Source organism: Crateriforma conspicua (assembly GCF_007752935.1).
Taxonomy (GTDB): Bacteria; Planctomycetota; Planctomycetia; order Pirellulales; family Pirellulaceae; genus Crateriforma; species Crateriforma conspicua.
Window position 1 is genome coordinate 2401404 of sequence record NZ_CP036319.1, and the last position, 19390, is coordinate 2420793.

Annotated in this window: 14 protein-coding genes; 7 read left to right on the plus strand and 7 right to left on the minus strand. The window is 59.2% G+C overall.

The genetic code is table 11. The features are described from left to right. Positions 1-88: 88 nt before the first annotated feature. The 4 genes from Mal65_RS09285 to Mal65_RS09300 all read right to left on the minus strand — a co-directional run bounded on the left by Mal65_RS09285 (position 89) and on the right by Mal65_RS09300 (position 4345). Positions 89-721: a LutC/YkgG family protein gene (locus tag Mal65_RS09285; RefSeq protein ID WP_196784711.1), complete on the minus strand. Its 633-nt coding sequence runs from the start codon at positions 719-721 to the stop codon at positions 89-91. Then, on the minus strand, positions 718-2172 hold the full coding sequence (locus Mal65_RS09290; protein ID WP_145296385.1) for a lactate utilization protein B: 1455 nt from the start codon (positions 2170-2172) through the stop codon (positions 718-720). Before Mal65_RS09290 ends, Mal65_RS09285 begins: the two co-directional genes overlap by 4 nt. Next, the gene (locus Mal65_RS09295) at positions 2169-2948 is read right to left on the minus strand and encodes a (Fe-S)-binding protein (RefSeq protein WP_145296388.1); all 780 of its coding nucleotides are present in this window, start codon (positions 2946-2948) and stop codon (positions 2169-2171) included. Before Mal65_RS09295 ends, Mal65_RS09290 begins: the two co-directional genes overlap by 4 nt. 173 nt (positions 2949-3121) lie before the next feature. Continuing rightward, a complete protein-coding gene (locus Mal65_RS09300) occupies positions 3122-4345 on the minus strand; it encodes a beta-ketoacyl-ACP synthase III (protein WP_145296391.1) in 1224 nt (407 codons plus the stop codon). Positions 4346-4676: 331 nt separating this feature from the next. Here Mal65_RS09300 and Mal65_RS09305 point away from each other — a divergent pair, with 331 nt between their 5' ends. After that, complete coding sequence (locus tag Mal65_RS09305) at positions 4677-5885, plus strand: S26 family signal peptidase (protein ID WP_145296394.1); 1209 nt, start codon at positions 4677-4679, stop codon at positions 5883-5885. Here the strand turns inward: Mal65_RS09305 and lysA are convergent. Further along, positions 5872-7143 carry a diaminopimelate decarboxylase gene (gene lysA, locus Mal65_RS09310; protein WP_145296397.1) on the minus strand — a complete coding sequence of 424 codons (1272 nt, stop codon included), beginning with the start codon at positions 7141-7143 and terminating at the stop codon, positions 5872-5874. The two genes, Mal65_RS09305 and lysA, sit on opposite strands and share 14 nt — an antisense overlap. 506 nt (positions 7144-7649) lie before the next feature. On the opposite strand from lysA, the gene Mal65_RS09320 reads away from it, so the two are divergent. The 6 genes from Mal65_RS09320 to fhcD all read left to right on the plus strand — a co-directional run bounded on the left by Mal65_RS09320 (position 7650) and on the right by fhcD (position 14668). Continuing rightward, complete coding sequence (locus tag Mal65_RS09320; protein ID WP_145296399.1) at positions 7650-9089, plus strand: efflux RND transporter periplasmic adaptor subunit; 1440 nt, start codon at positions 7650-7652, stop codon at positions 9087-9089. After that, positions 9086-10396, plus strand: a complete 1311-nt coding sequence (locus Mal65_RS09325; RefSeq protein ID WP_145296402.1) for an ABC transporter permease — start codon at positions 9086-9088, stop codon at positions 10394-10396. The genes Mal65_RS09320 and Mal65_RS09325 overlap by 4 nt, the downstream gene beginning before the upstream one ends. Before the next feature lie 122 nt (positions 10397-10518). Next, positions 10519-11613, plus strand: a complete 1095-nt coding sequence (locus Mal65_RS09330; protein WP_145296405.1) for a PEP-CTERM sorting domain-containing protein — start codon at positions 10519-10521, stop codon at positions 11611-11613. Positions 11614-11643: 30 nt separating this feature from the next. Continuing rightward, positions 11644-13065, plus strand: a complete 1422-nt coding sequence (locus Mal65_RS09335) for an aldehyde dehydrogenase family protein (protein WP_145296407.1) — start codon at positions 11644-11646, stop codon at positions 13063-13065. Between the two features lie 96 nt (positions 13066-13161). After that, positions 13162-13767: a 5-formyltetrahydrofolate cyclo-ligase gene (locus tag Mal65_RS09340; RefSeq protein ID WP_145296410.1), complete on the plus strand. Its 606-nt coding sequence runs from the start codon at positions 13162-13164 to the stop codon at positions 13765-13767. Then, entirely contained in the window at positions 13760-14668 is a 909-nt protein-coding gene (gene fhcD, locus Mal65_RS09345) for a formylmethanofuran--tetrahydromethanopterin N-formyltransferase (RefSeq protein ID WP_145296413.1), read from the plus strand. Before Mal65_RS09340 ends, fhcD begins: the two co-directional genes overlap by 8 nt. A gap of 615 nt (positions 14669-15283) precedes the next feature. Here fhcD and Mal65_RS09350 read toward each other — a convergent pair. After that, complete coding sequence (locus tag Mal65_RS09350) at positions 15284-18262, minus strand: zinc-dependent metalloprotease (RefSeq protein WP_196784712.1); 2979 nt, start codon at positions 18260-18262, stop codon at positions 15284-15286. Positions 18263-18779: 517 nt separating this feature from the next. Next, positions 18780-19214, minus strand: coding sequence for an Hsp20/alpha crystallin family protein (locus tag Mal65_RS09355; RefSeq protein WP_231131331.1), 435 nt, complete (start codon positions 19212-19214; stop codon positions 18780-18782). Positions 19215-19390: the final 176 nt, after the last annotated feature.

Sequence of the window (19390 nt, forward strand, 5' to 3'; positions counted from 1 at the left end):
TTGACGGTCGCCCGGACCTGTCGGATCAAGCCGGTCGGTGAACACGGGGAAAGAAGGCTGCCGGATAGCGGGCAGCGGAACATCGTGTTTAGGGCAGCAGAAAGACCTGGAGCTTGCGGCACCCGTGGGCACCGAGCACCAGAGATTGTTCGATGTCGGCCGTCTTGCTGGGGCCGCTGACGAAGACGCCGAAGGGCGATTCAATATTACCGATCTGCTGGTAGGCCTGGTGCATGTTGCTGACGATCTGGCTGCGCGAAACGACGATCGCCAAGTATTGTGCGATGAAGATCAGCACGCGGTGCGGCAACGTCGCCCCGTCGATCCAAATGGCGCCGTTTTCCGCGACGGCAAACTGGCCCTGTGCGATCGTCCAGTCCAGCGGCGCGAATTCGTGTGGATCATCGACCGCGGACGCATCGACGTTTCCATTGACGGCGTCGGGGACCAGCGAACAGATCTGCTCGGCTGATGAAAAGACGTCGATTCCCAGCAGAATTTCCGCAACTTGTTCCGGCCGGTCGACCAAGTGGCTTTCGCCGCCGACCGCCTGCAAGTTTTGCTGAAACACCGCCAGCGGATCATCAAACTGAGTCAACGACGACGTGTCGATCGGCGGGATGGGGTTGCTGTCGATCACTTGGCCACGCAGGCGGTCCATGATCGCGCGTCGGCTGTCGGTCGTTGCTGTCACCGATGACTTGACAGTGGATTCGTTCACGATGCGTCTCCATTGGACCGCGTGTTCGCGTGGGTTGTCGCGTTCCCGTTGACCGAATCACGGCGTTGTGGATTGCCCCGGTTGGCGATGTACCACTGACGGAAACTTTCCCGTGGCGGTTTCGGCAATTCGCGGGCCTTGGTCCACGTGTTGAATCGGTTGTGAGTGACGAAGTGCGGCAAGACACGCAGCGCCGTGCGTCCCATGGATCCGGCGGTCCGGTACAGCCCCGGTCGCTGAAACAAAAACGAAGCCGTCTTCATCGCGACGCGTTTGGACAACGGCAACAGTCCATTTCCGACCAATTCACCACGCCACGCCAGCAATTGATGATGCAGTGGGATCTTGACGGGGCAAACGTCACTGCAGGAACCGCACAGACTGCACGCATACGGCAGCGACTTGTACGATTTGGCGTCACGCGATGGCGACAGCACACTGCCGATTGGTCCCGGCACGGTCGCGCGGTAACTGTGTCCGCCGCTGCGGCGATACACCGGGCACGTGTTCATGCACGCTCCACAGCGGATGCAGTGCATGGCGGGGCGGAACGTGTCGTTGCCCCGCAGTCGTGTGCGGCCGTTGTCGACCAAGACGATGTGTAATTCGCTGTTGTCGTCTTTGGGACCGTGAAAATGTGACGTGTACGTGGTCACAGGCTGTCCGGTTGCGCTGCGGGCCAGCAATCGAGTGAACACCGACAGATCGGCCAGCGACGGGATCATCTTTTCGATCCCCATGCAAGCGATGTGGACTTTGGGAAGCGATACGCCCAAGTCCGCGTTGCCTTCGTTGGTACAGACGACAAAGCCACCGGTTTCGGCGATGCCAAAATTCACCCCGGTGATGCCGACTTCACCGGCCAAGAATTTGTTTCGTAAATGGTTGCGTGCGGCTTCGGTCAGGTATTGCGGATCGGACGCCCCGGCATCGGTGCCCAAGTGTGTGTGGAACGTCTGGCCGACTTCTTCCTTCTTGATGTGGATGGCCGGCAGGACGATGTGGCTGGGCGTTTCTTCGCGAAGTTGGACGATGCGTTCACCCAGGTCGGTGTCGACGACTTCGATGCCGTTGTTTTCCAGGTACGGGTTCAGCCCGCATTCCTCGGTCAACATCGACTTGCTTTTGACGATTCGCTGGGTGCCGTGTTGTCGCAGAATCTTCAACACGATGGCGTTGTGTTCTTCAGCATCCGCGGCCCAGTGCACGGTTGCACCACGGGCGGTCGCGTTGCGTTCGAATTGTTCCAGGTAATCGCCCAAGTTGGCGATCGTGTGGGTCTTGATCGCCGAAGCACGTTCGCGCAGGTATTCCCATTCGGGCACCGATGACGCTTGACGGTCACGCTTGACGCGGACGAACCACAGGGCGTCGTCGTGCCAGTGCGAACGATCTTCGTTGGTCACAAACGGCTTGGCAGCGGTCGGGTGGTCGACGATCGGCAGCTTCATGATCGCTGTGCGGCGGCAAGAGGAGCGGTTTCCAATTCGCGTCCGACCAACACCTCGGACACATGCATCACTTGCAAGCGGTTTTGCTGGCGACGCAAGATTCCCTGCAAGTGCATCAAACAACTCATGTCGGCCGACACGATCACCTCACTGCCGGAACCCGAATGATCGGCGATCCGGTCGCGACCCATCGCGGCCGACACGTCCGCTTCATTGACCGCAAACGTGCCGCCGAATCCACAACATTCGTCCACGCGGGTCAGCGGCATCAGTTCAATTCCCTGAACTTGATTCAACACCGCAGCGACTTTGTCCGGACGCTGGACCATCCGTTCGCTTTGCGACCCCAGTCCCAATTCACGCAAACCGTGACAGCTTTGATGGACACTGACTCGGTGCGGGAAACAGACGTCAGGGATCCGGCCGCCGTGCACGTCGTGGATGTATTCGCAAAGCTCGAACGTTCGGTCGCGGACCGACGTGAATGCGGGATCGTCGTCGGCGAAGTACTCCGCGTAGTGATGCCGCACCATCGCGGTGCACGAACCGGAGGGACAAATCACAGCGTCATAGCCGGTAAACAGTTCGACGAAACGCCGGGCAACCGGCGCGGTGTCACTGTTACAGCCGGTGTTGGCCATCGGCTGGCCACAACAGGTTTGCCCGTCGGGAAAGACGACATCCAGACCCAGGCTTTCCAACAGTTCCAGTGTCGCGACGGCGACCTGAGGAAAGAACTGGTCGATGTAACAGGGAACAAAAAGGGCGACTGTCATCGACGTCGTTGGGGAACGGTGTTGCGGTCAAGAGGAGTGCGGCGCCAGGTTGGGCGTGCAACCGTGCGCCGACCGCCAAGATAACCCATCGTGTGGCAGTGGCGAGATCGTCAACGATCAATCATTGACGATTTTCGCAAAGCAAATTGTTAACCACTTGCCGCGGACGTCGATCACCACCGCAAAACCGCGGTTCCCCAAGCCAGTCCCGCGCCGAATCCGCTAATCAGCACCAAATCGTCGCGTTTCAGCCGACCGTCCTTGGACGCTTCGTCCAGCACCAGCGGAATACTGGCCGCCGAAGTGTTGCCATAGCGGTCAAGATTCATCAGGGCCTTATCGCCGGCGATGTTCAACGCCGCGACCGACGCGTCCAAAATCCGCTGGTTGGCTTGATGCAACACGACCCAGTCGATCTGGTCGGCTGACACACCGGCGTCGCCCAGCACATCTTTGCCGCTGTCTTCGATCACGCGGACCGCCCATTTGAAGACCGCGCGACCGTCCATGCGAAAATATTGGCCGCCGCAGGCGTACTGCTCCGGTGTAAGCGGATGTTTTGATCCGCCGGCTTTGATTTGCAACAAGTCCCCGCCGCTGCCTTCGCTGCCCAACTGATACGACAGCAAACCATAACGGTCGTCCGAAGATCCGTCGGCGGCGAATCCGTTGGGGTGCGCCGGATCCAACCGCAGCGACACATCGTCGTCTTGGCCCGAATCACCGGCCATCGCCGCATCGTTGCCGACCGTTGCGTCATCGGGGACCAACAGCACCGCGCCGGCGGCATCGCCGAACAGGGGATAGGTTTTCTTGTCGCTGGGATCGACCGTACCGTTCATCGCATCGGCACCGACGACCAAGACACATTGGTGATTTCCGCTGGCGACAAACTGCCCCGCGGTGATCAATGCATAGACGAATCCGGCACAGGCGGCGTTGACGTCCATGGCCGGCGCCAACGCACCCAGCCGTTCTTGCAGCTGGCACGCCGTTGACGGCGTCGGATAGTCAGACGTCATCGTGGCAACAATGATCAGGTCGACTTCGTCCGCGGTGCGACCGGCCGACTTCAGGCAATCCATCGCGGCTTGATAGGCCATGTCGCTGGTGGTTTCACCTTCGGCCATCACACGACGTTGCCGGATGCCGGTTCGCCGGACGATCCAATCGCTGTCACAGCCCAACGCGGCCAAGTCTTCATTGGTCACGATCCGCTGTGGTGCGTACGATCCCGTCCCGGCAATGCGAAATCCAGTCAGACGTCCCAAACGCCCACGGCCGCTGGTCGTTGTGGTGGGGGCCGGCGACGCGTCATTTCGCAGACGTTCACGGCGCGCGGACGACCCGCTGGTGGGGCGACGAACCTGTTCGGACGAAATCGGCGTGGAGGTCATGGGCGGTCAATCGCGGGAAGAACACACCGGGTCGGTCCAGGATGCCAGGCCGACGGCGATCGTGTTGCCGGATAATAATGCGACGCCGGTCGACCGACGCGCAATCCAGCGGCGGTGTCAATTCCGGCCGGCAAACGCGGTCGATTCAACCATCAGTTCGCCAATCATGAGCGGGAGTATAACGATCAGGCTTCAGCAGCGGCAGACGAACCAGTGGCGGACGTTATTTCGCCCACGGTGGACCCACGAATCAGCCCGGTCGATTGCCAGGTCGGCTCGATCGTCCGGCTTTTTCGTCCGACGGTCGATCGCGGGCGTCATTCTGATCGCCGTGCCGCTGCTTGTCACGGGTTGCCGGCCGCGGCAGAGCGACGAAGTCACCCTGATGAAGGTGGCCGGCGGGTCCATGGCCCCGGCATGGGTGGGGCGGCACGGCGAAGTCCGCTGTGAACAGTGTTTGTCGTCCCTGCGGATCGTCACCGCGATGATGCCGCCCAAGGGGGAAACGTTCGTCTGTCCGTTTTGCGGTGGCGAAGTGACCAGTCCCGGTGTGGCCGATCGATCGGGCGATGTTGTGGCGGTTCATCACCCCCGAGGCAATGACCACCGCTGGCAGCGTGGCGATTTGGTCGCGGTGCGACGAAATGGCATTCCGCGTTTGAAGCGGTTGGTGGCATTGCCGGGCGATGTGGTGGCCTTGGACGGCTTGCGTTTGACCGTCAACGGCCGCACGGCGGGCGACCACTTTGACGCTCCGTTGATCGTCGTCAATCAAGACTGGTTGTCAGATCCAGACGCCGAGAGGCCTTCATCGGAGGGACGTCCGTTTTCTTGGTGGCAACCGTCGGACGCACAAGGACGTCCGAATCGCGGATGGGCACGCCAGGATTCCGCGTGGACCGCGGCACGATCGCGCGACGACGCGACGCCATCTTGGCTGGTGTATCGGCACCGGAACGTTTTTCATTCGCTTCGTCAGGACAGCATTCGCGACAACTATCCGGGAAACGTTTCGCTGGTCCGCCCGTTGTACGAAGTGGACCGACTGGTGCTGACGGCCAACGTCCAGGCCGGGCCGGATGCCAGCGTGGCGACGGGGCCCTTGGGCGAAGGCGGCATCGAAGTTTATTTCTGGACCCCTGATGGCATCGTGATGCATCGACGTCCGCTGCCGCGCGACATGTCCGCGATGCGATTCTACAGTCGCGACGCGGTCTTGGTCCCCGCAGATCGAAACGCCACGATTCCGGTGACGCAAAAAAGGCCGGTCGCCATCACGGCGCCGCCGGGCACCGTCGTGGCGGGTTTGCTACTGGAACGCCCGGTCGAATATCGGCTGCGGCGAACCGATGCGACGGAATCGTTCCCGCTGCGTCTGGGCGAAGACCAATTCTTCGTCTTGGGTGACAACGTCCCCGTTTCGGTCGATAGCCGCAAATGGGGGCCGATCCGACGCGATGATCTCATCGGGTGGGTTCCCGCGACGGCGGAACCGATTGCCGCTGGTCGCTTACCGGCCCAGCCGATCAATCGGGAATGATCTCGCCGCGGGTCAAGTCGTCCATCGTTTCCCGCTGGCGGATCAACTTGGCCGATCCGTCTTCGATCAACACCTCGGCCGGACGCAGCTTGCTGTTGTAATTGCTGGCCATCACGAAGCCATAAGCACCCGCGTTCTCCAGAATCAGATAGTCGCCCACACCGACGGTCGGCAGCATTCGCGATTCCACGTACCCGCCTTCGCGTTGGGTAAAGATGTCGCCCGATTCGCACAGCGGGCCGCCGACGATCGTCGGGACTTCTTCGCGTGCCGCCGCGTTGCCTTTGATGCTGCAGACGCTGATCGGATGATAGGCGCCGTACATTACCGGACGTGCCAAGTCGTTGAAGCCCGCGTCGACCAAGACGAACAAGTTGTCGCCGACCTTCTTCACCGCGCGGACTTCGGCGATCAAGTATCCACTTTCGGCGGACAAGAAACGGCCCGGTTCGATTTCCAATTGCAACCGGTGGCCGAACGATTCGCTCAAGCGATTTCGAGTGTCGTCCCAGATTTGAAAATACTTTTCAATGTCGACGTAAGATTCGTCATCCTTGTACGGCACGGGCAATCCGCCGCCGGCGCTGATGGTTTTCAACGTGCGACCGACTTCATGAGCCGCCGATTCCATCGCCGCGCCGACTTGGCCCAGGTGTTCCAGATCGGTGCCCGATCCGATGTGCATGTGCAGCCCCGTCACGGTCACACCGTTCTGGTCGGCTCGCAACAGACAGTCGTTGATCTGTGAATGCCAAATGCCGTGCTTGCTGCCGTCGCCACCGGTGTTCGTCTTTTGGCTGTGCCCGTGTCCGAATCCCGGGTTGATCCGCAAGGTGATTTCACAGCCCGGCAAGCGGCTGCCGATCTGGCTGATCATGTCGGGCGACCCGCAATTGACGTGCAAGCGGTGATCGACACACATCTCCAAAGCTTGGCGGTCAAAGATGTCGGCGGTGTAGACGATCTCGTGACTGCCCGGGCCGCCCTGGTATCCGGCCTTCATCGCCCGGTGGATTTCGCCCGCGCTGACCGCGTCGACGACAACCCCGCGTCGTCGCATCCGTTCCAGGATCGCGATATTGCTGCAGGCCTTTTGTGCGTACCGGATCACGTCGAACGATTTCAGCTGTTCGATCCGCTGGTCAATGACGTTTTGGTCGTACACGTACAGCGGTGTGCCGTACTGGCCGACCAAATCGGCGATCGTCTGTCCGGCGATTTCGGTGCGGGCGGTCGGAAAAGCGGTGGTGGCGGCCATCGAACGCGTCATCCAGTTCTAACAATCGGGGCAACTAATGGGAGGCAGCAATTCAGTCGACGCAGGATACACCGCCGTCGCGTTTTTGGGCAGCAAGGGCCGCAGCGACGGCGTGCGGCTTGGCGTGCGGCTTGGCGTGCGGCTTGGCGTGCGGCTTGGCGTGCGGCTCGGCGGCCGGCGTGAGACTCGGGGCGGTTGACCGAGCCGGAAAGGCCGCCTCGTTTGCCCGATCACCCCAAGCATCGGATTCCCCGTCGCCGGGTTAACCGCGAAGAAGTCCAGACGCAACACCGCGACAAATCGGCGGCTGTGAAAAACGAGCGTGTCGGCAACGCTCTTCTTGAGAGAAAATAAAGGACGCAGGTTCGTCAGAGCCACGCGCGTGCAGTCATGTTTTGAATCATGCTGGTGTGCCCCGGCGGCAAAACCTGCCCATCCCACCCGCCTTTGTCTGCGTCGGCGAATCATCCCTCGTGATTGCCACGCGCATCCCCACCCTGACCATCATGAACGATGCCCCCCGCCCCCTGCGCCGTTGGATCAAACGCATCGCGATTGCTCTGGTGCTGTTGTCCGCCGTCGGTGCGGCGTCGACCATCGCGACATCGTCACTGCGTGTCGAAGAATCCCCGGTCGGGATGACCTACACCGTTCGCCGCGGATCGCTGGCGGTGACCGTCACGGAAAACGGCACGGTCGAAAGCAGCAACAACAAAGAAATCAAATGCATGGTCAAAGGCGGCAGCACCGTGCTGTGGGTCATCGAAACCGGCACCATCGTCCAGCCAGGTGACGTCTTGGTGCGTCTGGACCAATCGCAAATCGAAGACAACATCTTGGCCCAAGAGATCGTCTACGAAAACGCGCTGGCCAATAAGATCACCGCGGAATCCGATGTGGCGGTGGCACGCAAGAGCATCACTGAATACTTGGAAGGCACTTACGTTCAAGAACGCAGCACGATCGAAAAAGACATCTTCGATGCCGAACAAGCGCTCACCCAAGCCAAGCTGAATTATGAATCATCCGTCCGTATGGCGGGCAAGGGATTGATCAAGTCGTTGCAGCTGAGCCGTGAGAAGTTTGCCGTGGAATCGGCACGCAAAGATTTGGAATTGAAACAGACTCAACTGGAATCGCTGGAGAAGTATAAGAAGGAAAAAGAACTTCAAACCCTGCAAAGTTCACTGCGTGCCGCCGAAGCCCGTTTGGCATCCTTCGAAGCCTCGTTGAAGTTGGAACAAGCTCGACTGGATCGCGAAAGGGAACAACTGGAAAACTGCACCATCGTTGCCGACGTCCCCGGCATGGTGATCTTTCCGTCAATGGCCGAATGGAAATCCACGCCCGACATCGAAGAAGGCGCGGTCGTTCGCGAACAACAAACCCTGTTGATCATCCCCGACGTTTCCAAAATGCAGGTCAAAGTCGGCATCCACGAATCGAAGGTCGATCGTTTGTCGGTCGGAATGCCCGCCAGGGTCGAATTGCAAGACGACGTGTTGGCAGGCAAAGTCAGCGAGATCGCCGAAGTCACGCGACCGGCCGGTTGGTGGACCGGCAACTTGGTGAAATATGACACGCTGATCCGCCTGGAATCTCAACCCGGGCTGAAGCCGGGCATGACGGCTTTGGTGGATGTGGTGCTGGCCCAGTACGACGACGTGCTGACCGTGCCGGTGGCCTGTGTTTTGGAGGACGGCGATCGTCACTTGTGCTGGGTCGTTACCGAAAACGGCGTCCAACGCCGCGAACTATCCTTGGGCGATACCGACGACGAATTTGTGATCGTCCAGGCAGGCTTGGCCGAAGGCGATCGCGTGATTTTGAATCCCACCGTCTATGTGGATGAAGCTCAAGACGCGGCCGGGCGCGTCGGCGGCACCGAGGCCGATGAATCGAACGATTCCGAGACCACCGCATCATTGGAGCCGACCGAAACATGATGCGGTTCTGGCAAACGCTGTTGCTGGGCGTTAAGAGTCTTCTGTTACAGAAGTTGCGATCGGCCCTGGCAGCCCTGGGGATCTTCATCGGAACGACCACCGTGATTTGGCTGGTCGCTATGGGGGAAGGTGTCAGCCATGACGCGCAGCAACAGATCTTGGAACTGGGTGCGACCAACATCATCGTCCGCAGTATCGAACCGCACAGCAGCGAAGCGGCCGGCGAACGCGTCAAAACGTATGGACTGACCCGCGCCGATTACCGGCGCATGATGTCCAACATCCCCACGATCGTTCGCGCGGTTCCCATCCGCGAACTACGTCGTGAATTCATGGTCGGCGGTCGTCGCCTGGACGCCAAGCTGATCGGCTGTACGTCGGATCACTTGGCGTTGAACCGACTGCAAATCGCTCGGGGACGATGGTTGCGCAGCGACGATGATCGCGAGAACGTGATCGTGCTGGCCGACGGTACCGCCAAGCGTTTGTTCGGATACGAAGACCCCATCGGACAAAAGGTACGTGTCGAAAGCGACGTTTATACCGTGATCGGCCAAACCAAACCTCGCGAAGCGTCCGCGGCGGTCGGCGGCAGTTTGGAAGCACGCGATTACCGTTTTGACGCCTACATTCCTTTGGAAACGTTTCGGCATCGGGTCGGTGACCAGATCATGACCCGCACCGGTGAAGGTTTTAACTTCAAAGGCGAAGTCGTCGAGTTGACGCAAATCACACTGACCGTTGGCAGCGTGGACGAAGTCGATGAAACCGCGTCGATCGTCAGCTTTCTATTGCAAAAATATCATGACCAGGAAGATTACGCGGTGGTCGTGCCCAAGGAACTGCTGCGGCAAGCCGAGCGAACGCGAACGATGTTCAATGTGCTGCTGGTCGTGATCGCCGGGATTTCATTGTTGGTCGGCGGGATTGGCATCATGAACATCATGTTGGCGACGGTGACCGAACGGACCCGAGAGATCGGTGTGCGTCGTGCGATCGGCGCCAAACGCAGCGATATCGTGCAACAGTTTTTGGCAGAAACTTTGGTGCTGACCGGCGGCGGTGGCTTGCTGGGCGTGTTGTTTGGTCTGATGTGCGGGCCGATCTTTGATTTCGTGCGAAACACGGCGGAACTCATTTCGCCGGATCTACTGCCGCCGATCGTTCACACGTTGGAGCCGCGGATTGCGCTGTGGTCGGTCTTCCTGTCGCTGTTCATCTCGCTGGGGGTCGGTCTGATCTTTGGCGTCTATCCGGCACGTCGTGCGGCGATGATGAATCCGATCGACGCATTGCGTCACGAATAAAAAACGCCGGAGGGGGTATCGTCTAGTAGCAGACCGGCGCGTCGCGCCCGGTTAGCTTGGCGTCTCATGGGGCTGCCACCTTGTTCACTTGTCGGCTTTTCTTTCTGGCGGAGTCTCTGATCATGCACCGTTTCTACCGGGCGTCTGCTGCGCTCTTCGCAGTGCTAGCAGCCATCTTGTTCGGCACGCCGGCGTCGGCGGAAATCGTTCTGGATTACACGCACGACACCGGGTTCTTTAGTAGCAATGCGACGGCCAAGGCAGCGTTGGAAGCTGCAGCATCCGATATCAATGCCGTGTTGAATTTGAATTTGGACGCAATTACGGATGACACCGTCACCGGCAATGGTGGTGGCGGAACCGTGTTAAATTTTGACTTCCGATATCAGTACACCAATCCGGCGACTGGTGCGTCTGTCACCGTCAACGACACCACGACGCCGGCGAACGAAATTCGCATCTACGTCGGCATGCGGAACTTAACGGGCAGTACTTTGGGCCAAGGCGGATCGGGAGGGTCAGGAATTGCAATTGGCGGGGTTTCCGGGTCTGGGCCGATCTCCGCCGCCATCGCCGACGCTCAGGCAAGCTACCAGCACCGTCGAAACGAAGGGCCAGTGATTGGGACGCTGTCTGGGAATGTCAGCGGAAACTCTTTCTCTTTCGAGATGGGGCCGGCTCTCGGCAACCTTTGGTTCGACCAAGACACCAATAATGACGGTGCCACCGATAGTGCCGCGGTTCTGAATGCGAACTGGCACTTTGATCACACGACCAGTGTCGCGGCAGGCAAAGACGATTTTTATTCCGTCGCGCTTCACGAAATGCTGCACTCGATCGGTTTTGGTGGATCAGAGACTTGGGACGACTTGGTCAGCGGCACCGATTGGCTGGGCAGCGAAGTGATCGATTTGAATGGAACGGGTACCGGCATCATCGACGGCGGTGGTGCTCACTTCGCGGCGGGATTGATGAGCACTCGGATCACCGATGGCATGGCTCAGGAAGTCGTCATGGATCCGACATTGACGACCGGAACACGCAAATACTTGACCGATTTGGATGTGGCTTTGTTGCGTGACATTGGGTACTTGAATGCCAGCGCCGTCCCCGAACCGTCGACGTGGTTTGCACTTGCTATGATCGGTGGCGGTGCTTGTTATCGCCGTCGCCGCCAACGTGCCAAGCAATCAATGGAGGCTGCGGCGGACGTCTGATTCTGTCACAGCTTTGCGGGGCTTTCGCCGATGGATTTCTTTCACAGTGGATCCTGGCAATCCAAACGCGAATCCTTTGACGTCACCAACCCGGCGACCGGTGATGTGGTCGACCGGGTACCCGCCGCGGACGTGAGTGATGTCGACGCTGCAATCGATCACCTGGATCGAGTCGGCCGCCCCGTGATGGCCCGCATGCCCGCTCACCAGCGGGCGGCGATTCTGTTGCGAGCGTCCCAAGCGATTGGCGAACAGTCCGATTCGCTGGCCCGAACGATCAGCAGCGAATGTGGTAAGACGATCCGCGAGGCTCGTGGCGAAGTCGCGCGTGTGGCCGAGGTGATGCGGCTTAGCGGCGAAGAAGCCAAACGAATCAACGGCGAAGTGTTGCCGCTGGACGCGGCCGCCGGTGGCGAACACAAACTGGGATTCACCCTGCGTGTTCCCTGTGGCGTCGTTGCCGCGATCACGCCGTTCAACTTTCCGCTGAACCTGGTCTGTCACAAAGTCGGTCCGGCCATCGCCGCCGGCAACGCGGTATTGATCAAGCCCGCCAGCGACACGCCGCTGTCATCGCTGAAGCTGGTCGGCATTTTGATCGACAGTGGTTTGCCCGCTTCGGCGATCGCTTGTTTGACCGGTGGTGGTGGCGTTCTGGGCAAAGCCATCTGTGGCGATGACCGGATCCGAAAAATCAGCTTCACGGGCAGCCAAGTTGTCGGCGAAGCAATCTGTCGTTCCGCCGGTTTGAAACGCGTGACGATGGAACTGGGCAGCAACAGCCCGCTGGTCGTATTGCCCGACGCCGACTTGGACGCGGCCGTCGCCGCCACGGTCGCGTCGGGGTTCGCCAACGCAGGCCAGGTCTGTATTTCGGCCCAGCGTTTGATCGTCGATCGATCGGTGCACGATGATTTTCTGCAGCGGTTGTTGCCCGCGGTCGAAGCGATCCGTCTGGGCGATCCGCTGGACGAACACACCGACATGGGCCCGCTGATTCGGCGCAGCGAAGCCGATCGAGTGAGGGCTTGGCTGGACGAAGCAACCGCCGCCGGTGCTCACGTTGCGACCGGCGGCGAACAAGACGGCGCGTTTGTCCGGCCGGCGGTGATCACGGACGCGAATTCGACGATGAAAATCGTCCGTGATGAATTGTTCGGCCCCGCGGTCGCCGTCCAAGCGGTCGCCGATGTCGACACCGCGATCGCGGCGGCCAATGACACGTCGTTCGGTTTGTCCGCCGCCGTGTTTACCCGCGACCTGGACGCGGCGATGCGTTTCGCCCGCAACGTCGACAGCGGCAACATTCACATCAACGGTGGGCCGATGTGGCGATCCGACTTGATGCCTTACGGAGGCGTGAAAAACAGTGGAATCGGCAAAGAGGGCCCACGTTATACGATCGCCGAAATGACGGAAACCAAAATGATCGTTTTGCATTTGGGCGACTGATCCCGTCCAATCGGCTTCACAAAGCGTGCCGCGGCCATTCAACTGCGGACGGTTTCTACCGCTTCGCCCCCATTCCCATTGCAGGAGTCCTCCAGCGTGAGTCCCACCGAAGATCTGGCCGCCCGCAAGACCGAAATTCGCAAGGCGGCCCACGCGGCTCGCAAAGCCCAGGAAGACAAGGACACCATCAGCCGCCAGATCACTGACCGCATTTTGCAGCTGCCCGAATACCGGCAAGCCAAATGCGTGATGTGGTACGTCGATGTCCGCGACGAAGCCCGTACGCGTCACGCGTTGCCCGATGCGATTGCCAGCGACAAGAAAACCGTCATCCCGTTCTGTGTCGACGGTGAATTGGAATTGTTCCACCTGGAATCGATGGAGGAACTGGAACTGGGGATGTACAAGATCCTGGAACCGGCCGAGTCGCTGCGGCACGTCGCCGAGAAACGCGTTGATGTCAGCGAATTAGATTTGATCCTGGTGCCCGGCGTCGGATTCGATGACCGTGGCGGACGCACCGGCCACGGCAAAGGCTATTACGACAAGTTGCTGGAAAACGCGCGAGCCGATACGCCGCTGGTCGCACTGGCGTTTGAGTGTCAAATGTTCGACGAAATTCCGATGCAGGATCACGACATCTACATGGACAAGGTCATCACCGAAGACCGCGTGATCGAAGGGCGGGGACGCAATGGCTGATCTGAAGCAACTGGTCGAAGACACTTATGCCGAAGGGTTTCGCAGTATCTATGGCGAAATCCTGATCACCGCGCGCGACGAGAAATGGTTGCGGCACGCGTTGAATGCCGTCACCGGTCACGCCAGCAGCACGATCTTGTGTGATTGCGAAGCCGGTGTGGCCCAAATCGTTTCCAGCGAACAGACCCCCGACGGTCGGATCGGCGGTGTCGTGCAATTTCACGTGCCACGGTTTCGCAAAGACCGACGTGAGCATTTGGAAAAAGTGATGCTGGCGCGGATCAGCCAAAACGTGCTGACGTGTCCGACCGCCCGGTGTTTCAATCGACTGGATACCGAAGACTATTTCAAGTTGGGACGCAAAGTCGCGTTCTTCGGTGACCGGCATCAGTTCCGCGACCAACGTTATGGAACCAAAGGTTGGGTCATCCCGATTTTGGGCGGTGAGTTTTATTTGACTCGCCGGTTTGGTTTTCGCGACGGCGTGATGGGCGGCAATCTGTGGTTCTTTGGTCCCGATGAAGACATCGCATTGGCGGCTGCCGAAAAAGCTGCTCAAGCAGCCGATGCGGTGCCCAATGTCATCACCACATTTCCCGGCGGTGTTGCCGCCAGCGGGTCCAAAGCCGGCAGCAGCTATGATTTCACGATTGCATCGACTTACGCCGAATTTTGTCCGACGCTGAAAGAGAAGCTGGGGGCCGAATCCAAGGTGCCCGAAGGTGTGGGCAGCATCATGGAAATCATCATCAACGGTCGTGATCTGGACTCATTGAAAGACGCGACGCGTGCAGCGATTCATGCCGCCGCAGACACGGACGGATTGATACGCATCACCGCCGGCAACTATGGCGGACGCCTGGGCAAGTCGTTGATCCATCTACACGAGTTGCTGGACTAAATCGTCGCCTTTCGCTCCGCCGAAAGATTGCGAAAACAAACAGTCGCCTCCCAAGCATTCACACTCCTCCGTGCCTTGGTGCCTCCGTGAGAGCCATCCGCCCAGGTTGCGAGGTCTCTCACAGAGGCACGAAGACACGGAGTAGAAGATGAAGAAGAAGGCGGTGGGGATCGTGGTGAAGGTCAACGATTCCATCGCTTCGGTGGTCTGATTCGAACAACCCCTCTCAACCACTCACACCCCTCCGTGCCTTGGTGCCTCCGTGAGAGCCATCCGCCCAGGTTGCGAGGTCTCTCACAGAGGCACGAAGACACGGAGTCGAAGATGAAGAAGGAGTGCGGCGAAGGTCAACGATTCCATCGCGTCGGTGGCCTGATTCGAACAACCCCTCTCAACCACTTACACCCCTCCGTGCCTTGGTGCCTCCGTGAGAGTCATCTGCCCAGGCTGCGAGGTCTCTCACAGAGGAAAATGCGAAATCAACTTTGGTGGCATTGGTAGCCCGGTTCGAACCGTCGCCTGCCCTGCACCATGGGCGCAAAGAAACAGGCTTGGTCGCGACACCAAGCCTGAATCGTGTTCCCCGTTCAGGAACAATCGTCATGTTGCGAAACGCTACGGCGTCGTCGCGGGTTGCTGGCCGGGTTGGACCGGCTGACCTTGTTGGCCCATCAACATCATCATGATCGGCATCTGCTGTTGGGAGCCACCGTTGTAGGTGTAACCCGCGTCCAAAGCACGATCGATCCGTTCCTTGGATTCCGTCAGGTGGGCCATCGTATAAGCGTCGATCTTTCCGGCACACTTGTCCATCGTCACCTTGATGCGATTGCTCAGGTTCCGAAGTTGCATGCGGGACAGATTGCTGATCGGCATTTGTGCCGCCACGTCATCGCTGCTGTCCAGGATCAAATCGATCAAGCGTTGCAGGTGTTCGCGTTGCAAGTTGCGTCGCAGCGAACTGATCATCGGATTGCGATCATCTCGGTCTTCGGGGCATTCTTCGCCCAACTCGGTCCACACCGCATTGCTGATACGGTCCAGCAATTCGGGCAACGTCAACGCGTCTTCTTCCGGCGGAAGACGTAATTCGTTGTCATACACACGACGCAGCGTGGTCGGATTCATCAACATCGTCAGCGCCGACGCTTGCATTCCAAGCACGCGATCATGGATCGGCCAAGTCGCTTCGTCGGACAGAGCCGAACGCGATCCGCCGCCCAGCCATTTGTCCACGCCCATGCGTTCCAGCAGTTTGGGTTCCAGGCCGAAAGCTTCGTCACGGAACGTGGTTTCGATCACGTATTCCAACGCTTCACGCTGGTCCTTGGCAGGCACCACTTGGACCGGAGGCCGGTCACCGGGGTCACCCTTCTTGTCGCGATTGACGAACGCACCGCCGATCCAGTTGGCCATCATGCTGACCGTTCGGGATTGCAATGACAGTGTCAATTCATAGCCGCGTCGCGCCTTGGCCCAACTGTCGCCGTCTTTGACGAACGAATCCAGAAGGCGACCGCGATACAGATTCACCAGCTTCATCTGTTCCTGACAATACGACAGCGGATCCTTGGCAAAATCATATCGCCGGGCGTACGGATCCGGTCCGCTGGTGTCTTCGTCGGTTGCGTATTGCAGTTCCGGTTCGACGCAGCGTTTCAGGATTTCCGGCAAGTCCTTTTCTTCAAAGGTGTAGCCGTATTCGATAGCCCAGAAATCATAGGGGCCGATGTCGATCATCGCGTAATCGCCCTGCGTTTCGCCGGCTTCGTAGCGATAGTTGATCGGCGCGTAATCCATCACCGAACTGGCGAAGGTGCGTTTGCCTTTGACGTCTTTGCTGTTGATTTCGTCCAGCGTCAACAGTGAACTGGCTTTGAAGTTGTGACGCAGGCCCAACGTGTGTCCGACCTCGTGGGCGACCAAGTCGGCCAGCAACGGTCCGACGAACCACTCCGGCATGCCGTCCAGCAATTCACCGGGATCCGCCTTCTTGGACTTCGCGTCGTCATCGTCACTCTTGGCGACCGCTTCGTCATCCTTGTCGGCATCTTCGTCTTCGTCATCAGACGATTCGTCGTCGTCCTTCTCGTCGCCATCCTTTTCTTTGTCGTCGTCCTGTTTCTTCTTATCCGACTCCGCGGCTTCCTTTTCCTTCTTCTCTTTTTCCTTTTCGGCTTCTTCGTCCGCCATCAAGGTCAACGCCCAGTCCATGCGGGCCAGTGCCAGGTCCAGGCTGCGGCTGCTGGCGGCCATGCACAGACCGTTCTTTTGACTGATCTGGCCGTACAGCCCATCAAATTCATCGTCGCCCAACAGGCTGGGGTCGGCCTGTGCCATCTTGAACCCGGCCATCGGCTGTTGTGCTTGGCGAGCGTACTTGGCACGCAAGTGGTTGGCGTTTTCGGGAGCGGCCAAGCGGACACGCGGATCCCAATTCGGGTGACGTCCCAGCCATGCCAGCGTTTCCGCCGTCATGCCTTCCATCGCCAGCTTGGGCATCAATTCGTGATAATTGAAATTGAAGTGGCGGATCCAGCCGTCGGTCAGGATGATATCGGCGTCCAGAATTTCACCCGTTTCGGGATGCACGCGGCTCGGGCCGATGGCCGTCCCGACGTCGTTGTTCAGCCAGCGAATGAAGTTGTATCGAACGTCCTCGGGGTCCTTTTCCATGTGGACCTTGCTTTCGGCGTCCTGGTATTCGATCACGATCGCATCGACGATACCGACCTTTTCAAACGCCTTGTTCCAATAATCCACGCCGGCTTTGATCCAGCGGCGATAACGCACCGGGGCGGTGTGTTCGACGTAAAAGCGGATCGGTTCTTTGGGCGGGCTGAGCTTCAGCTTCGGATCCCGCTTTTGTAGACGCCAGCGATTGATGAAGCGAATGACGGTTTCATCGTCCTCGTATTTGCCCAGGTCGGTGAACGATGTTGTGAAGTAACCCACTCGTTCGTCCGCCTTGCGGGGACGGAAGCCCGACGATGCCGAGGGGACTTCGCTGAACGAATAGTGGATCGTTTGCAGGCGGCTGTTGGCACCGACGATCTCAAAAGCGATCTCGACGTTTTCGGGAAAGACCTTCGCCTTTTCCAACGACTTGATGCGTGACCGTGACGATTGCCGAACCGACGATCCGAAGAACGTCGACGCGCTGCCGACCAACAGATTGTCCAAGTCGATCACCGGACCACCGCTGGGGCCGATCGCGACGATCGGAATGTCCAGCAAGACTCGGTCGGTGAACAGTCGTTTGACCGACGATTTGGCTTCCGGTTCGCCCGACGCTTTGATGTCCAGATTCGGGGCGATCAGTGCCAGCCGGTCATCGTAACGACGCCACTGGACGACCCATTCGCCGGCCTGTAGTCCCGCATATCGATCCCCACTGCTGACGGTCAATGCGATGAAGTACCGCTTGGTGCTGAAGTTCTTGGGCAATTCGCCCAGCAACTGAGCGTCCTTTTCCCGCTTCCACAAACGGAACAAGCCTTTGCTGGCCGTTTGATCGGAGACTTTGATCTCGGTGTAGTCTTCCGAAACCTTATCAAACGGGGGCAGGCTGGCGGCCGAGGCCGGTGCGGACATCAACATTCCGCAAATGGCGCTAGCGGCTACCCATCGGGCACGGTCCCACAATCGGGTCATGGCATTCACTCTGGCAAAGAAATTTTATTCCGTCGGCTCGTCCATCGGACCGACGTTGGCGTGACGAAGGCGGGCAGGCCGGATCATCCGAAGATTCCAAAACTTCGTCTCATTCCGATCGGTTTCGTCCGCCCAGGACGGGATCAACAAGAAACGGTAGCTCAGAAGAGCCGCCGCCACCGGCAAAACGGTTTCTCCAGCGCGTCTTCGATTCTGACGCACGGCGGGGCCGGAATGTTTTGCCGTCTTTACCGTTTTATCCGATATTCTCCTTCCAACGCAAACAATGGCGGTCGGATCCGCCTTGGGATCGCCACGATCGCGCCCCTCGACGAATCGCGGGGCGACTGAGCATCCCATCGGCATCGCTGTAACTCGGTCGAACCCCAACGAACGCGGGGCCGCGGCGAAAGTCAATCTCGCAGCGGCCCCGGTGAACGTTTGCTACTTTGGCGGATCAGCCGACTTTGATGTCGATCTTCCGCGGCTGGACTTCCGGACGCTTGGTCAGGGTCACACGCAGCACACCGTGTGCGTATTCGGCCTCGATCGATTCCGGGTCGACCGATTCGGGCAGCGTGATGCTGCGGGTCAGTTCGCCGAACCGGCGTTCTTGGTGCAGGTACTTGCGGTCTTCCGCATCGGCCCGCTTGGCCGTCACGGTCAACTTGCCGTCATCGACCGTCACGTCCAAATCATCCGGTGCGATGCCGGGTAGGTCCATTTCGACGGTGAAGTGTCCGTCGTCTTCCCAAACCGATGTCGGAGCAAACCAAGCCTGCGATCCGCTGACACGCAGCGGAGCGTCGAACAGGCGGTCAAACAGCTCATTCAAATCGCGTGACGCCGAAGCAAGCGAATCGGGGACCGTTAAGCCGGGGCGTCGAGTCATGCCATTGTTCATCGTCATTGATCTCCAGATTTAAAAGCCAACACAAACCCTCTGACAAATCACCGGTCCCCACGTCGGTGCGAACGCTTTGTTGCACCGGAGCACCCGCGACGCCGCGGTGGTCGCGGCACTTGCGTCGAGCGCTTTTGCGAGGGGACAGGTCAATTTGACAGTCA

Excerpts from the sequence above, each read along its gene's own strand:
- Mal65_RS09325 (WP_145296402.1), top strand. The coding sequence starts at position 9,086 with ATGATGCGGTTCTGGCAAACGCTGTTGCTGGGCGTTAAGAGTCTTCTG.
- Mal65_RS09295 (WP_145296388.1), bottom strand. The coding sequence starts at position 2,948 with ATGACAGTCGCCCTTTTTGTTCCCTGTTACATCGACCAGTTCTTTCCT.
- Mal65_RS09355 (WP_231131331.1), bottom strand. The coding sequence starts at position 19,214 with ATGACTCGACGCCCCGGCTTAACGGTCCCCGATTCGCTTGCTTCGGCG.
- Mal65_RS09330 (WP_145296405.1), top strand. The coding sequence starts at position 10,519 with ATGCACCGTTTCTACCGGGCGTCTGCTGCGCTCTTCGCAGTGCTAGCA.
- Mal65_RS09300 (WP_145296391.1), bottom strand. The coding sequence starts at position 4,345 with ATGACCTCCACGCCGATTTCGTCCGAACAGGTTCGTCGCCCCACCAGC.
- Mal65_RS09290 (WP_145296385.1), bottom strand. The coding sequence starts at position 2,172 with ATGAAGCTGCCGATCGTCGACCACCCGACCGCTGCCAAGCCGTTTGTG.
- Mal65_RS09320 (WP_145296399.1), top strand. The coding sequence starts at position 7,650 with ATGAACGATGCCCCCCGCCCCCTGCGCCGTTGGATCAAACGCATCGCG.
- Mal65_RS09335 (WP_145296407.1), top strand. The coding sequence starts at position 11,644 with ATGGATTTCTTTCACAGTGGATCCTGGCAATCCAAACGCGAATCCTTT.
- fhcD (WP_145296413.1), top strand. The coding sequence starts at position 13,760 with ATGGCTGATCTGAAGCAACTGGTCGAAGACACTTATGCCGAAGGGTTT.
- Mal65_RS09350 (WP_196784712.1), bottom strand. The coding sequence starts at position 18,262 with ATGTCCGCACCGGCCTCGGCCGCCAGCCTGCCCCCGTTTGATAAGGTT.
- lysA (WP_145296397.1), bottom strand. The coding sequence starts at position 7,143 with ATGGCCGCCACCACCGCTTTTCCGACCGCCCGCACCGAAATCGCCGGA.